Genomic DNA, 14,440 nt, shown 5'->3' on the forward strand with positions numbered 1-14,440 from the left:
CCGAGACCGCTGCAAGGGCCAGAGAAACTTGCCCGCCAACTCCCGTCCGATGTTCACTCCTTCGGGTGGCGGGTCAGGCGATGCGCGACCGTCGCCCACCGGCACTGGGAGGGTCGGGAACCGCGCCTGGCGTATGCACCAGTTGGCCCCGATAGGTGGGCTGATGGGCCATCGCCCGGGCCATGGGTATTCACGAGTCAGGAATGCGAGCACCGGTGCAGAAGACGCGGCCTCGTCGTACGGGCAAGCAGGCGGCCTCCGGCAAAGGCGTGGACCACACACCCGGCACGCCCGCCCCCGGCACGCCGGGAACCCCGCCCCCCGGCATACCCGGCAACCCCTCCGCCGCGCCCGTCGGCAAGGGCCGCCCCACTCATGTGCGCACGCGGCTCATTCTCGCCGTCACCGTCGTGGCCGCTGCCATCGCCGGAGCCGGAGTCCCCTCCCTGGTCACCGCCTCCGGGCAGCTCAGTGACTCCCAGGACCTGGTGACCCTCGCCGAGCAGACCCAGGACGCGCTCACCCTCGCCCACTCGCTCGCCGACGAACGCGACGAGGTCACTCCCTACATCGCGGCCGGCCGCCCCAAGTCCAAGGCGCCCAGCGAGCAGCAGAGCGCCCGGGTCGACCGGCAGGTCGAGGAACTGCGCGCCGACCCGGACACCCCCGCCGCCGTCCGCAAGGACCTCGACACCATCGACGCCGTCCGCAGGGCGGCCCTCACCGGCAAGAGCGGCGCGCTGGAAGCGCACCAGGCCTACTCCGCCACCGTCACCGACCTGCACCGGCTCGCCGAGCAGCTGGCCGACGGGATGCCGCCCAGCGCGGGCGCCGGAGCCCACGCGCTCGCCGAGCTGGACACCGCCGTCCAACAGGCCGCCGCGACCCGAGGTCTGCTGCTGGCCGCCCTGAACGTGCCGACGACGACACCGAACGTCATCGACCCCGCCACAGGCCTGCCGACCACGCGGCCCACCTCCTCGGCCGCCGACACCAAGCTGCGCGACGCCCTCAGCGCCGCCGCCCAGCAGGCCCGGGTGCGTTCCGACGCCGCCCTCGCCGACTTCCAGGACTCCGCGCCCGCGGCGGCCAAGGCGAGCTACGACTCCACGGTCACCGGCCCCGAGGTCAACTCCGCCGAGAAGTACCTGGCGACCCTCACCGACCAGCCGTCCCTCGCCGACAAGGAGCTCGGCACCAGCGCCGGCAAGGTCCAGGCCGCGCTCTCCGCCCGGATCGACGCGATGCGCGGCGCGGAGTCCGCCCTCTACGACCGCCGGGTCAAGGAACTCGCCCAGCTGCGCGACGACGATGTCACCGCGCTGGAGATCCGGATCGCCCTCCTCGGCACGCTGATGCTGCTGGCCGTCGGCATCGCCACCGCGATGGCCCGCACCCTCACCCAGCCGCTCTCCGTGCTGCGCCGCGGCTCCGCCCGGCTCGCCCAGGCGGAGAACCCGAGCGCCGAGGAACCGGTCGCCTTCACCGGCCGCAACGACGAGTTCGCCCAGGTCGTCCGCTCCGTCAACGCCCTGCACGCACACGCCGCCGCCCTCGGTGAGCGGGTCATGACCCTGGAGGCGGACCGCAAGCACCTGGTCGGCCAGCGGCAGCGGATGGCCGACGCCCGCGAGCAACTCAAGGCGGAACTCGCCGAATCCGCCGCCCAGTTGGAGCGGACCCGCACCAACATCTCCGCCACCTTCGTGAACCTCGCGCTCCGTACCCTGGGCCTGGTCGAGCGGCAACTCGCCGTCATCGAGGGCCTGGAGGAGCGCGAGCAGGATCCGGAGCGGCTGGCCACGCTCTTCAAGCTCGACCACTTCGCCACCGTCATGCGCCGGCACAGCGAGAACCTCCTCGTCCTCGCCGGCACCGAACACGTCCAGCAGAGCGCCGGTCCGGTTCCACTGGTCGACGTGGTCCGCGCGGCGGTCAGCGAGATCGAGCGGTACGAACGGGTCCGTATCGCCGCGCTCCCGCCGCACGCGCACCTGGCCGGGTTCGCCGCGGACGACCTCTCCCACCTGCTGGCCGAACTCATGGAGAACGCCACCTCGTTCTCCCCGCCCGACCTGCCCGTCGAGGTCTCCGGCTGGCTCCTGGAGAACGGCGAGGTCATGCTCTCCGTCCAGGACGAGGGCATCGGCATGACCGCCGACCGCCTGGCCGGCCTCAACGCCCGCCTCGCCGACTTCACCCCCGAGACCTCCTACGACTCCTACGGCTCGCCCGGATCGTCCGAGTCGCCCGCGTCGTCCGAGCAGGGCGGCGAGGAGGGGCTCGGGCTGGGCCTGTACGTGGTGGCCCGGCTCGCCCACCGGCACGGTGTGCGGGTGCGGTTGCGCGAGCAGAAGCAGGGCGGGGTCGCCGCGGTCGTCGTCCTGCCGAAGAGCCTGCTGGCTCCCGCGCCGTCCGCCGCCGTCCCGACGGCGTCGTCGGCGCCGGTCGTGGGCGGCACCCACAGCTTCTCCCTGCCGGGCGCGGACGCCGAGGTCAACTCCAACGTCCTCAGCGGCCGTTCCAAGGCCGAGGACCCGCTGGTCGCCCTCGCGGAGGACGCCGTACGGCACGCGCGGACGGGCCCGGAGGAGCACCCGGTGGCTCCCGAGACCCCGGCCGAGACCACCATGGAACTTCTGGTTCCGATACCCGCGCAGGCGGAACCCGGAGCCCCCGAAGCCGAGGCCCCCGAATCAGGGGTCCGTGAATCAGGGACCCGCGAAGCCGAGACTTCCGCACCAGAGACTTCCGCACCCGAGACCTTCGAGCCGGCGCCCGGTGACGGCGAGGCTGTCCAACCGGGACCGCTCCCGGCCGAGAACGACGTCCGCGCCGACCGTGCGTACGCGACCGGACCGACCGCACGCGAAGCCGAGGCGGAGCCGAGCCACGACCGCACCCCGGACGCGCCGGACGCCCCGGGCGCTACGGAGGAGCTGGTCACCGACAAGGGCCTCCCCAAGCGCACCCCGAAGATCACCGCCCCGGCCACGGCCCCGCGTCAACGCGGCGGATCCGTCGACGCCGAAGCACTCCGCCGCCGCTTGGGCGGCTTCCGCCGGGGGGCGGAGGCCGGCTACCGCGAGGTGGAGGCGGAGATCGCCGAGGGGACGGGACGGCACCAAGCGCCGGCCGGGGGAACCGCAGGACCCGCACAAGCCGAAGAAGCCACGGGGGGCACCGTCGAGGAGGCAAGCAGTTGACCGCGCCCAGTACCTTCGGACTGAGCCGTGAGGCCCGCAATCTTCACTTCCTGCTGACCAATCTCGTCGAGGAGGTGCCCGGCATCCAGTCGGTGGCGGTCGTCTCCTCCGACGGACTGCTCCTGCTGTCCACCGACCCCGTCCTGCCCCCGACCCGGCCCGGCCCGCGCGGGGGGACCCACGGTCTCCCGGTCCGGGAGGCCCGTGCGCAGACGCCCTCCGGGCCGCGTGGCTCCGCCGCCGACCTCGCCACCATCGTCTCCGGCATCGGCAGCCTCACCGTCGGCGCCGCCCGGCTGATGGGATCCGGCCAGGTGAAGCACACCATGGTCGCGATGGACGAGGGCAGCCTGTTCGTGATGTCGATCAGCGACGGCTCACTGCTCGGCGTGCACGGCTCCGCGGAGTGCGACATGAGTGTCGTGGCGTACCACATGGCACTGTTCGTCGGCCGCGCCGGGCATGTCCTGACGCCCGAACTGCGCAGCGAGCTACGACAGACCCTGGAGAACGACTCGACGTCGACGGGGAGCGCCCGATGAGCGGCACACCGAGCAGTACCCCGAAGGGGCTCCCCGTCCGCGGCGCCGACCGCAAGCCCGCCCGGGTGCGCCCGTACTCGCTCACCGGCGGCCGGACCCGCTTCGGACACGTCCTCCTGGTGGAGACGTTCGTCGCGGCGCTCGAAGCGCCCGAGGAGCGCAAGGAACTGACGAACGGTTCGCTCAACCCCCGGGTCATGCCGGAGATGCGGGCCATCGTCGAACTGTGCCGCCGGATGCGCACGGTGGCCGAGATCGCCGCGTTGCTGAAGATGCCGCTCGGCGTGGTCCGGGTGCTGCTGAGCGACCTCGCGGACCAGGGAAAGATCCGTGTGTACGGAACCGGGACCGGTCACGGCACCGGCCGGCCGGACCGTGTGCTGCTGGAAAGGGTGCTGGGTGGACTCCGTCGCCTCTGACGCCGCTCGAAGCGTCGTCTCCCCGTTCGTCGAGGCCGAGGAGGACCTGAGGTCCTGGCAGACGGACCGTACCCGGGCCCCCATCGCGACGAAGATCGTGGTGGCGGGCGGCTTCGGCGTCGGCAAGACCACCCTGGTCACCGCCGTCTCGGAGATCACGCCCCTGCAGACCGAGGCGTTGATGACCCAGGCGAGCGAGGAGCACGACGACCTCACCGCCACGCCCGACAAACTGACCACCACCGTGGCCATGGACTTCGGCCGCCTCACCCTCGACGACGACCTGGTGCTCTACCTGTTCGGCACGCCCGGCCAGCAGCGCTTCTGGTTCATGTGGGACGACCTGGTGCGTGGCGCGATCGGCGCGGTCGTGATGGCCGACACCCGCCGTCTGAAGGACTGCTTCCCGGCGCTGGACTACTTCGAGAGCTGCGGGGTTCCGTACGTCGTCGCGGTCAACCACTTCGACCACAGCGAGCTGTTCGAGCCTGACGATGTACGCGAGGCGCTCACGATCCCTCCACACATACCTGTCATGATCATGGACGCTCGGCGCAGGATCTCGGTGATCGAGACCCTGCTGTCCCTCGTCGGCCACGCGCTGGACGAGACCCCCGAGTAGTCCTGAGCACGTCCCCGTAAGGAGCCAGCACCCGCATGCGGAAGATACTCGTCGTCGGAGCCGGCCAGTCCGGTCTCCAGCTCGCCCTCGGACTCCAGTCGCACGGGTACGAGGTCACCCTGATGTCCAACCGGACGGCGGACGAGATCCGTTCCGGCCGGGTCATGTCGACGCAGTGCATGTTCCACACGGCACTCGAGCACGAGCGGGATCTCCAGCTGAACTTCTGGGAGTCCCAGGCCCCGAAGATCGAGGGACTCGGCGTCTCGGTGGCGGCCCCCGGATCCCACGACCCGGGCCCGACCCAGCGGGCGATCGACTGGGTGGGCAGGCTCGACGGTTACGCGCAGTCGGTCGACCAGCGGGTGAAGATGGCCGGCTGGATGGAGACGTTCGCTCAGCGCGGCGGCCAGCTGGTCATCCACGGCGCGGCGGTCGGCGACCTCGACTACTTCGCCCGCACCTACGACCTGGTGCTGGTGTCGGCGGGCAAGGGCGAGCTCGTGCAGATGTTCGGCCGGGATCCGGAACGCTCTCCCTACAGCGAACCGCAGCGGGCCCTCGCGGTGGCGTACGTCCACGGGCTGGGGCCGCGTCCCGAGCACCCCGACTACGACGCGGTCCGCTGCAACCTGGTCCCCGGGGTCGGCGAGCTGTTCGTCATGCCGACACTCACCACCTCCGGCCGGGCGGACATCCTCTTCTGGGAGGGCGTGCCCGGCGGCCCGCTGGACGTCTTCAAGGGCGTCAAGGACCCGGCGGAGCACCTCTCCCTGACCCTGGAACTCATGGAGAAGTTCGTCCCGTGGGAGTACGCGCGGGCCACGAAGGTCGAACTGACCGACGCCGGCGGCACGCTGGCCGGCCGGTACGCGCCCACCGTCCGCAACCCGGTCGGCCGGCTCCCCGGCGGCGGCCTGGTCCTCGGCGTCGCCGATGTGGTCGTCGCCAACGACCCGATCACCGGACAGGGCTCCAACTCGGCGTCCAAGTGCGCCGCCGCGTACCTCGCGTCCATCCTCGAACACGGGGAGAAGGAGTTCGACGAGATCTGGATGCGGAGCACCTTCGACCGCTACTGGCAGACGGCCCAGCACGTGACCAAGTGGACCAACGCCATGCTGGCCCCGCCGCCGGAGCACATCCTGAACCTGATCGGCGCCGCGGGCCAGCTGCCGCCGGTCGCCGACCGGTTCGCCAACGGCTTCAACGATCCGGCGGACTTCGAGAACTTCTTCTACGAGCCGCAGAAGACCGAGGCGTACCTGGCGTCGGTGGTCGGGTCCTAGGACGGGTTCTTGTTGCCCTTCGGCCGTGGGTGGTGATTGGGCAGGTTCTTGTCGCCCTTCGGCCGTGAGTCGCCCTTTGGCCGTGGGTGGTGATCGGGCGGGTTCTTGTCGCCCTTCGGCCGTGAGTCGCCCTTCGGCCGTGGGTGGTGATCGGGCGGGTTCTTGTTGCCCTTCGGCTGTGGGTGGTGATCGGACGGGATCTTGTCACCCCTGGGCCGCTGCGGGGCGTCCGGGCGTACGGCGCCGAGGATCGGGTTCGAGGCGATGGGTGAGATCGTGATCTTCGTGCCGGGGCGGGGCGCCTGGACCACCTGGCCCTTGCCCACGTACACCGCCACGTGTGTGGCCTCGGGGAAGTAGACCACCAGGTCGCCGGGACGCAGTCGGTCCAGCGGGATCTTCGGCAGCCGGGCCCACTGCTCCTGGCTGGTGCGCGGGATGGGGACCCCGACACTGCGCCATGCCTCGGACGTCAGGCCCGAGCAGTCGTAGGACTCGGGCCCCTCGGCGCCCCACTCGTACGGTTTCCCGAGCTGCCGGAAGGCGTACCGCACGGCCCGGTCGCCCTTGCCCGGCGGCGGCTTGGCGTCGTCCTTGAGGGCACCGGAGGTCATGAGCTCGCCCTGCGCCTTGTCGACCCCCTTCTTCTCGAACTCGGCGAGCGCGGTGAGCTGTTGAGCGGTGAGGGAGGACAGCAGCCCCTCGACGCTCCTGAGGCGTCTGTGGACGTCGTCGCGGACCTTCTGCCGGCGGGCGGCGAGGGTGAGTTGGTCGTCCAGGGCCTTGCGGGCCCGGCGGGCCAGGTCGTCGGCCTTCTTCTCGCTGCCGACCAGGCGGCCCACCGTCTCGGCCCGTTCCCGGGTCAACTGGCCGATCACGTGGCCCTGGTCGAGGGCGTGCTGGGGATCGCGGGCGAGCAGGAGGCGGACGTACGGAGAGACGCCGGTGACGCTCTGGTACTGCTGCCGGGCCAGCCGCCCTGCCGCGCCCCGGCTGTCCTGCAGGGAGAGCCGGGCCAGGGCGAGCTCGTTCTCCAGCCGCTCGGTCCGGGCGCGCTGCCTGGTCAGCTGTTCCTCGGTGGCGTTGTACGTCTCGGTGGCCTTCTCCGCCTCCCGGTACAGGCGCTGAAGATCCGTCAGCAGCTTGGGCAGGGAGCGGCTGCCCGGTGCGGCCGGGTCGGGTACGGCTGTCGCGGAGATTGGGGCGAGGACGGTTCCGGCCGCCAACGCCGCCGTCGCGGCCGTACATACGAGACGCAGAAACCTTCCTGACACGCCATCACCTCCGGTGCGCGGTACGCGGCCCTTCCGCGCGGTTCCGCATCGCGAGCATGTGACGTGTCGTGGAGATTCGCGCGCGGGGTGTGCGCGGTTCGGCGCAACGCGGTCACCCGTCGGTGTCGCACCGCTTGCCGCCCGGCGTGGTGTCCGGGGCGGCATCTGGTCGGCCCCCGGACCGGGCCGCCGGGTCAGGTGCCCGGCTCGGTGGTCTCCGGTTTGGACCAGGGCCACCTGAGCCTGCTGTCCTGCTTCCCCTCGGGGTCGTACACGTACTTCCATCCCCGCGGGAGGCCGAGGCGTTTGCTGTGGCCGCGCGGGGCCCTCTGGTAGACGAGCACGGTGGGCGGCCCGCCGGCGGCGTCCGGGACGGGGATGCGGTACGTCTTGGGCGGATGCCCGGTGGGCCCCAGCAGGACCGGCAGCACCCGACCGTCCATGGGGCCGCCCTCGAAGGGGGTGTCTTCGCTCTTCACGGCACCAGTGTCGGCCATCCGACCCGCACCAGTGTCGGCCATCCGACCCGCACCAGTGTCGGCCATCCGACCCGCACCAGTGTCGGCCGTCCGCCCCGCACCGGCGTCGGTCATCCGCCCCTCGTAGCGGTCAGCCGTCCGCCAGGAGGCCGTCGACCAGTGCGGAGGTCTGCGGGTCCCGGCGCGCGGTCACCGAGAGGACCGCCACGAACTGTTCCACCAGCCAGTCCCGCAGTTCACCGGCGGGCGGCTGCTTGTCCTCGTCCAGCCAGATGAGCGAGGCCGCCTCCACCGCCGTGATCCACATCCGGACGGTCATCCGCAGCCGGGAGCCCGGATTGGTGACCCGCAGGTGGCTGAGGATGTGCTCGGCCGCGGCCCGTCGTACGCCGTCCACGATCGCGGTCGTACGAGAGGTCTCGACCACGCTGCCGCCCTGGAGCAGGGCGCTGAAGCCGGCGTCGTGCTGGTCGACGAAGGCGAGGTAACGGTCCAGGGCGCGGGCGAGGCGGTCGAGGAGCGGGCCCTCGCGGGGCTCGTCGAAGCACTGCCGGAGTTCCTCGGCGGCGGACCTGAGGGCGGCTTCGTAGAGTTGCTGTTTGCCGCCCGGGAAGTACCGGTACACCAGGGGTCGCGAGACGCCGGCCGCCTCCGCCACGTCGTCGAGCGAGACCTCCTCGGGTGCCCGGTGGGCGAAGAGGGACAGTGCGGCGTCGAGGAGCTGACTGCGGCGCTCCTCGACGCTCAGACGGCGGTAGGCGGGGGTGGGGGCGGCGGGGGTCATGACGGGCAGCGTAACCGGTGACTCCGCGTCAGTACCCTGACGAACAGGTCAATACCCGGCCAAAGTGACGGTTCTCCTAGGCCAGCAGTCCGGACGACCGCCACAGGCGCCGCCCCACGCCCCGCAGCACCCCGATGTCGTCCAGGAAGTCGGTGAGCCGCTTGGCCCCCGTCTGCATGACCTCCCGGCGGTGGCCGCTCGCCCCCACCTGCGCCAGGGCCTCCCGCGGGTCCAGCCCCACATTCGCGTAGACCGCGGGATTCACGAACGCCACGGAGAAGACCCGTGCGAACTCGCCGGACGTGACGCGGGTGAACTCCTGCGACCACCTCGGCGCGGTCACCATCTGGCGGCGCAACTCCTCGCGGGCGTACCGCACATGGCGCGCCTCCTCCGCCACGTGGATGCGGGTCACGCCCCGGATGAGGGGCTGGACCCGCTCGTCGGGGAAGGTCAGCCGCTGCATCCAGTCGAGGACCTCCTCGCCGAGCAGGGTGGCGGTGAAGGAACCCGGGGTGGTGGAGATGGTCTTGAACAACCGCCCCAGCCGCTGGTGGGCCCGGCTCACCGGGTACCACGGTGTGCCGCCCCGCGAGATCAGCCGGGCGAACATCTTGGAATGCCGGCACTCGTCCTCGATCTCGGTGAGCGCGTACCGCACGTGGGCGCTTGTCGCCGCCTTGTCGTAGATGTGCCGTACCAGCAGTTGCATCAGGATGATCTCGAACCAGATGCCGAGCGAGGCGAGCGCCGCGGCCTCGTGCCGGGAGAGCAGGATCCGCTGCTCCTCGCCCATCCGCCGCCACAGCGGGGTGCCGTACAGCGACACCAGTTCCGGCGGCCAGAACCACTTCCCCTCCTCGAAGGGGGCGTCCCAGTCGAGCTCCCGGTCCGGGTCGAAGGAGTGCTTGGCGGAAGAGGCGAGCAGCCGCTCGGCCACCTGCTCCCGGTCCTTGAGCAGGCCGAGCGCGTCACGCAGGCCGTCGAGCGCGTCGGCTTCCGGCAGGGTCGTCATGGCTGGCCACCTCGTTACCCGGGGTCACATCGTCCGGGTCTTATGAGACTGCCTGTCAGCAAGCTCGTCAATCCCCTGGGCGTGACGTGTCGGCCCGCGACCGTCCCACGTGCCCGAGCCCGTCGGTGTCTACGGCAGATTCAGCACCGCCGCCATCACCGCCCGCGCGATCGGTGCCGCCATCCCGCCGCCCGTGATGTCGCCCCGGGCCTGTGACGCGTCCTCCACCACCACGGCCACCGCGACCTTCGGCTCGAGGTCTCTGTCGTCCTGTGCCCAGGACACGAACCAGGCATACGGTGTGCCGGAGTTGAGGATGCCGTGCTGGGCGGTGCCGGTCTTGCCGCCCACGGTGGCGCCCGGGATGGCGGCGTTGGTGCCGGTGCCCTCCGTCACCACCTGGGTCATCAGTTCCCGCAGGCGGGCCGCCGTCTGCGGTTGCATCGCCTGCCGCACGTGACGGGACCCGGCCGTCCCCACCGTCGACCCGCTCGCCCGGAGCGTCCGCTCCACCAGATACGGCTCCCGCACCAGCCCCCGGTCGGCCACCGCCCCGGCGACCATCGCCATCTGCAACGGCGTGGCACGCGTGTTGTACTGGCCGATCGACGACAGCGCCAACTGCGCCCGGTCCAGCGTCGTGTCGAAGGTGCTCGGCGCCACCGAGAACGGGATCCGCAGCCCCCTGTCGTTGAAGCCGAAGGCCTGCGCGGTGGCCGTCATGTCCCGCACGCCCACGTCCACGCCGAGCTTCGCGAACACCGTGTTGCACGACCACTTGAAGGCCTCCCGCAGCGAGAGGTCGACACAGCCGTCGGACTCGTTGGTCAGCCTGGTCGTCGTCCCGGGCAGGGTGTAGGGGGCCGGCGAGCGGGTCGGCTCGTCGAGGTCGGTGATCACACCCGCGTCCAGCGCGGCGGCCGCGGTGACCACCTTGAAGGTCGAGCCCGGCGGATACGTCTGCCGTACCGCCCGGTTGAGCATCGGCTTGTCCGCGTCACTGTTCAGCCGCTCCCAGGACCGGGCCACCTCCGCGTCGTTCCCGGACAGCACCGCGGGATCGTACGACGGGCTCGACACCAGCGCCAGGATCCGCCCGCTCGACGGCTCGATCGCCGCCACCGCGCCCTTGCGTCCGGCCAGCCCCCGGTACGCCGCCCGCTGCGCGGCCCGGTCGAGGGTCGTCACGACGTCGCCGCCCGGGTTGCGGGCGCGCGTGAAGTCGTTCCACAGCGGGAACGGCGACAGCATCGGATCCTCGCCGGACAGGACGCCGTCCTCCGCGTGCTCCAGGAGACTCGTCCCGTACTCCTGCGACGCGAAGCCGGTCACGGGCGCGAACATCGGGCCGTCGGTGTACGTCCGTTCGTGACGAAGCTGTTCCCCGGAGTCCCGGGATCCGGTGACCGGCTTGCCGCCGACCAGGATGTCGCCGCGTGGCTGGCCGTAACGGGCGATCTCCGAGCGGCGGTTGCCCACGTTGTCGTCGTAGAGGCGGGCCTGGAAGACCTGTACGCGGGTGGCGCTGACCAGGAGCGCCATCAGCAGCAGGACACAGAAGACAGCGGCGTGCCGGATGTGCCGGATCACCAGATCACCTGCTCGGGGTTCTCCTTCTCGTTCTCGGCCCGGCCGCGGGCCGAGTCGCTCACCCGGATCAGCAGGGCCACGATCGCCCAGTTGGTGACGACCGAGGAACCGCCCTGGGCCAGGAACGGCATCGCCATGCCGGTCAGCGGGATCAGGCCGGTCACCCCGCCCCCGATCACGAACACCTGGAGCGCCACGATGGACGCCAGCCCGACGGCGAGCAGCCGGCCGAAGGGGTCGCGCAGGCACAGGCTCGTCCGGTAACCGCGCTCCACGAGCAGGCCGTACAGCAGGAAGATCGCCGACAGGCCGGTCAGGCCCAGCTCCTCGCCCGCCGTGGCCAGGATGAAGTCCGACTTCGTGGCGAAGCCGATGAGGACGGAGTGGCCGAGTCCGAGACCGGTGCCGAGCACACCGCCCGCCGCGAACGCGAACAGGGACTGCGCGAGCTGGTTCGGTCCCTGCCCCGCCTCGATCGAGGCGAACGGGTGCAGCCAGTCCTCGACCCTGCTGTGCACATGCGGTTCCAGCCAGCCGACGGCGACCGCGCCGAGCGAGGCCAGCAGCACACCGACGGCGATCCAGCCGATGCGGCCGGTGGCGACGTACAACAGGACGACGAACAGGCCGAAGAACAGCAGCGAGGTCCCGAGGTCGCGTTCCAGGACGAGCACGCCGACACTCACCAGCCAGACGGCCAGGATCGGGCCGAGGACGCGGCCGGTCGGCAGCTGGATCCTGCTGAACCGCCAGACCTGCCGGCCCGCGTACGCCAGCGCGTTGCGGTTGGCCGCCAGATACGCGGCGAAGAACACCGCGAGCAGCACCTTCGCGAACTCGCCCGGCTGGATGGAGAATCCGGCGATCCGGATCCAGATGCGGGCGCCGTTCACCGCCGGGAAGAAGATCGGCAGGGTGAGCAGGGCGAGGGCGGCGGCCACGCAGACGTACGCGTAGCGCTGCAGGACGCGGTGGTCGCGCAGCAGGAGCACGATCACGATGAACAGGGCCACACCGAGGGTGGACCACACCAGTTGGGTGGGCGCGGCCCGGTCGCCGGGCGTCTCCAGGTCGAGCCGGTAGATCAGCACCAGGCCGAGGCCGTTGAGCAGCACGCCGATCGGCAGCAGCAGCGGGTCGGCGCAGGGGGCGCGCAGCCGTACCGCGCAGTGCGCGAGCAGCGCGAGCACGCCGAGCCCGGCGCCGTAGCCAGCGGCGCCGGGCGGGACGGTGCCGTTCCTGGCGACGCCGACCGCGCAGTAGCCGTACACCGACAGCGCCACGGCGAGGACGATGAGGGCCAGTTCGACGCCGCGGCGCCGGGGGAGGAGTACGGCGGGCAGGGGCGGGTCCGCCGCCCGCACGGTGGTTCCGGCCTCGATCATGTCCGGAACCTACCCAAATAGCACCGGTTGTCAGTCTTCGTCGTCAGCACCAGCGTGGCGCGGACCCGATGTTGTCGATGTACCGGGCCGCACCCCAGGCCCAGGTGCCGTCCGTGAGGAGGTACCAGAGCGGGTTGCCGTCGATGGTCTCGCCGCCGGTCTTGCAGAAGATCGAGACGATCTCGCCCTTGTGGGCGTACCGGATGATCTGGCCGCCGCGGTCGGGGCGGGCGCGCAGGGCGAGGGTGCTGGCTGTTACTCGGCCTTTGTAGAGGGACTGGGTGGTGTTGGTGCCGGGGTCGGTGCTGGTGCTGGTGCCGCTGCTGGTGCCGGATTGGTTCGGGTTGCCGTTGCCGTTGCCGTTGCTGGTGCCGGATTGGTTCGGGTTGCCGTTGCTGGTGCCGTTGCCCGTCCCGTGGCCGTTGCCGGTTCCGCTTCCCGTCCCGTGGCCGTTCTGGTTGCTGTTTCCGGTTCCGGTTCCGTGGCCGTTCTGGTTGGTGTTCCCGGCCCCGTTGCCGTTGCCATTCGGGTTGCCGTTGCCGTTGGTGTTCCCGGTCCCAGTCCCGGCCCCGTTGCCGCTGCCGTTGCCGGTGGTGTTCCCGGTCCCGGCCCCGTTGCCGTTGCCATTCGCGTTGGCGTTGCTGTTCCCGTTTCCGTTCTGGTTCCAGTTGCCCCCGCCCTGGTTGCCCCCGGTCTGGTTGCCTCCGGCCTGGGTGCCGCCCTGGTTGCCCCCGGTCTGGTTACCTCCGGTCTGAGTGCCGCCCTGGTTGCCCCCGGTCTGGTTACCTCCGGTCTGAGTGCCGCCCTGGTTGCCCCCGGTCTGGTTACCCCCGGCCTGGTTGCCGCCCTGGTTCCCCCCGGCCTGGTTGCCGCCGCCCTGGTTACCCCCGGCCTGGTTGCCGCCCTGGTTCCCCCCGGCCTGGTTGCCGCCCTGGTTCCCCCCGCCCTGGTTCCAGTTGCCGTCGTTGCCGCTGGTTTGGCCTCCTTGGCCGTTCCAGTCGTCGTCCGCGACGGCGGGGGCGGCCAGGGTCGCGACGGCCAGGGAGCCGACGGCGGCCGCTATGGCGAGGCGGTGGGTGAGGGAGGAACGCAGGGACATGGGAGTACCTCCATGAGGGAGCGAAGCAGTCGGAACCTGACTAATCGCCACATTAGGAGCGGTGATCGCACGGCGCCCCTCACACTGCGCCATCGGGGAGATCGGCCACCGGGGAGCGACTACTCGGCGAGCTCCTCCAGCAGCCGGGCCGTCGGCAGTCCCGCCTTCAGGTACTCGACGAACAGTTCGTTGTGCAGCGCCCAGGGCGAACGTCGGGTCCGGATCAGCCGTATCGCCTCGTCCGCCGAGCGGCCCTGGCGGATCAGGGCGTGGGCGACGACCAGCCCCGAACGGTTGTACCCGTGATAACAGCGCACGAGGACCTTGCGACCCCCGTCCAGCGCCTCGCACGCGGCCTGCGCGAGACGGATCACCCCGGCGAGCTGGGTGCCGTCCAGGGGTCCGTCGGGAATCGGCCACACATGGTGCTCGACGCCCGGGTCGGGCCCGTGGCCGGGCAGCCTCAGCAAGGTCTGCACAAGATCGAACTCGTTCCCTACGACGGCGAACTGGACCTGCCCCGGACCGTTCCTGAACTCGTGCCCGCCCATCCACAGACCGGGCACGATCTCGTCCCACGGACCGTCCGGAGCGGGTACCTCGGCTTGCTTCCCGCGTGTGCGCAACGGCGCCTCCCCGAGCCCCGCCAACTCGCCTGGGCCGACAGAACCTACCCGCGTCAGCCCCTCCTCAAAGGTAACCGGGTCCTTGCGACGGGAGCACCCCGCCTGTTCCC

General features: G+C 71.2%; 12 protein-coding genes and 1 pseudogene. 5 read left to right on the plus strand and 8 right to left on the minus strand.

Annotated elements, in window-relative coordinates:
• The first annotated feature begins 215 nt into the window (after positions 1-215).
• Genes ABZ027_RS02815 through ABZ027_RS02835 form a run of 5 tightly spaced genes read left to right on the plus strand, consistent with a single transcriptional unit; the run spans position 216 to position 6,078 of the window.
• The gene (locus ABZ027_RS02815; RefSeq protein ID WP_356763677.1) at positions 216-3,206 is read left to right on the plus strand and encodes a nitrate- and nitrite sensing domain-containing protein; all 2,991 of its coding nucleotides are present in this window, start codon (positions 216-218) and stop codon (positions 3,204-3,206) included.
• On the plus strand, positions 3,203-3,748 hold the full coding sequence (locus tag ABZ027_RS02820; protein WP_356763679.1) for a roadblock/LC7 domain-containing protein: 546 nt from the start codon (positions 3,203-3,205) through the stop codon (positions 3,746-3,748). Before ABZ027_RS02815 ends, ABZ027_RS02820 begins: the two co-directional genes overlap by 4 nt.
• Positions 3,745-4,167, plus strand: coding sequence for a DUF742 domain-containing protein (locus tag ABZ027_RS02825; RefSeq protein ID WP_356763681.1), 423 nt, complete (start codon positions 3,745-3,747; stop codon positions 4,165-4,167). Before ABZ027_RS02820 ends, ABZ027_RS02825 begins: the two co-directional genes overlap by 4 nt.
• On the plus strand, positions 4,148-4,789 hold the full coding sequence (locus tag ABZ027_RS02830; RefSeq protein ID WP_356763683.1) for an ATP/GTP-binding protein: 642 nt from the start codon (positions 4,148-4,150) through the stop codon (positions 4,787-4,789). The genes ABZ027_RS02825 and ABZ027_RS02830 overlap by 20 nt, the downstream gene beginning before the upstream one ends.
• A gap of 35 nt (positions 4,790-4,824) precedes the next feature.
• A complete protein-coding gene (locus tag ABZ027_RS02835; protein ID WP_356763685.1) occupies positions 4,825-6,078 on the plus strand; it encodes a styrene monooxygenase/indole monooxygenase family protein in 1,254 nt (417 codons plus the stop codon).
• Here ABZ027_RS02835 and ABZ027_RS02840 read toward each other — a convergent pair.
• The 8 genes and pseudogenes from ABZ027_RS02840 to ABZ027_RS02875 form a co-directional block, all read right to left on the minus strand.
• Complete coding sequence (locus tag ABZ027_RS02840) at positions 6,075-7,352, minus strand: NlpC/P60 family protein (RefSeq protein WP_356763687.1); 1,278 nt, start codon at positions 7,350-7,352, stop codon at positions 6,075-6,077. The two genes, ABZ027_RS02835 and ABZ027_RS02840, sit on opposite strands and share 4 nt — an antisense overlap.
• A gap of 194 nt (positions 7,353-7,546) precedes the next feature.
• Positions 7,547-7,849, minus strand: a complete 303-nt coding sequence (locus ABZ027_RS02845; RefSeq protein WP_356763689.1) for a hypothetical protein — start codon at positions 7,847-7,849, stop codon at positions 7,547-7,549.
• 112 nt (positions 7,850-7,961) lie between these two features.
• The gene (locus ABZ027_RS02850; protein ID WP_356763691.1) at positions 7,962-8,615 is read right to left on the minus strand and encodes a helix-turn-helix domain-containing protein; all 654 of its coding nucleotides are present in this window, start codon (positions 8,613-8,615) and stop codon (positions 7,962-7,964) included.
• Positions 8,616-8,691: 76 nt separating this feature from the next.
• On the minus strand, positions 8,692-9,630 hold the full coding sequence (locus ABZ027_RS02855) for a diiron oxygenase (protein WP_356763693.1): 939 nt from the start codon (positions 9,628-9,630) through the stop codon (positions 8,692-8,694).
• A gap of 129 nt (positions 9,631-9,759) precedes the next feature.
• Positions 9,760-11,220, minus strand: a complete 1,461-nt coding sequence (locus ABZ027_RS02860) for a penicillin-binding transpeptidase domain-containing protein (RefSeq protein WP_356763695.1) — start codon at positions 11,218-11,220, stop codon at positions 9,760-9,762.
• Entirely contained in the window at positions 11,217-12,605 is a 1,389-nt protein-coding gene (locus ABZ027_RS02865; RefSeq protein ID WP_356763697.1) for an FtsW/RodA/SpoVE family cell cycle protein, read from the minus strand. The genes ABZ027_RS02860 and ABZ027_RS02865 overlap by 4 nt, the downstream gene beginning before the upstream one ends.
• A 43-nt stretch (positions 12,606-12,648) precedes the next feature.
• Positions 12,649-12,876 (minus strand): annotated as a pseudogene (locus ABZ027_RS02870) (SH3 domain-containing protein); the annotation flags it as partial.
• Positions 12,877-13,823: 947 nt separating this feature from the next.
• Positions 13,824-14,330, minus strand: coding sequence for a dual specificity protein phosphatase family protein (locus ABZ027_RS02875; RefSeq protein WP_356763699.1), 507 nt, complete (start codon positions 14,328-14,330; stop codon positions 13,824-13,826).
• Between the last annotated feature and the right edge of the window lie 110 nt (positions 14,331-14,440).

It is taken from the genome of Streptomyces sp. NPDC006332 (genome assembly GCF_040612855.1).
GTDB lineage: Bacteria > Actinomycetota > Actinomycetes > Streptomycetales > Streptomycetaceae > Streptomyces.

What these genes read in the sequence shown, in the direction of transcription:
- ABZ027_RS02825 (WP_356763681.1), top strand. Translation starts at nt 3,745, where the DNA reads ATGAGCGGCACACCGAGCAGTACCCCGAAGGGGCTCCCCGTCCGCGGC.
- ABZ027_RS02835 (WP_356763685.1), top strand. Translation starts at nt 4,825, where the DNA reads ATGCGGAAGATACTCGTCGTCGGAGCCGGCCAGTCCGGTCTCCAGCTC.
- ABZ027_RS02845 (WP_356763689.1), bottom strand. Translation starts at nt 7,849, where the DNA reads ATGGCCGACACTGGTGCCGTGAAGAGCGAAGACACCCCCTTCGAGGGC.
- ABZ027_RS02850 (WP_356763691.1), bottom strand. Translation starts at nt 8,615, where the DNA reads ATGACCCCCGCCGCCCCCACCCCCGCCTACCGCCGTCTGAGCGTCGAG.
- ABZ027_RS02855 (WP_356763693.1), bottom strand. Translation starts at nt 9,630, where the DNA reads ATGACGACCCTGCCGGAAGCCGACGCGCTCGACGGCCTGCGTGACGCG.
- ABZ027_RS02865 (WP_356763697.1), bottom strand. Translation starts at nt 12,605, where the DNA reads ATGATCGAGGCCGGAACCACCGTGCGGGCGGCGGACCCGCCCCTGCCC.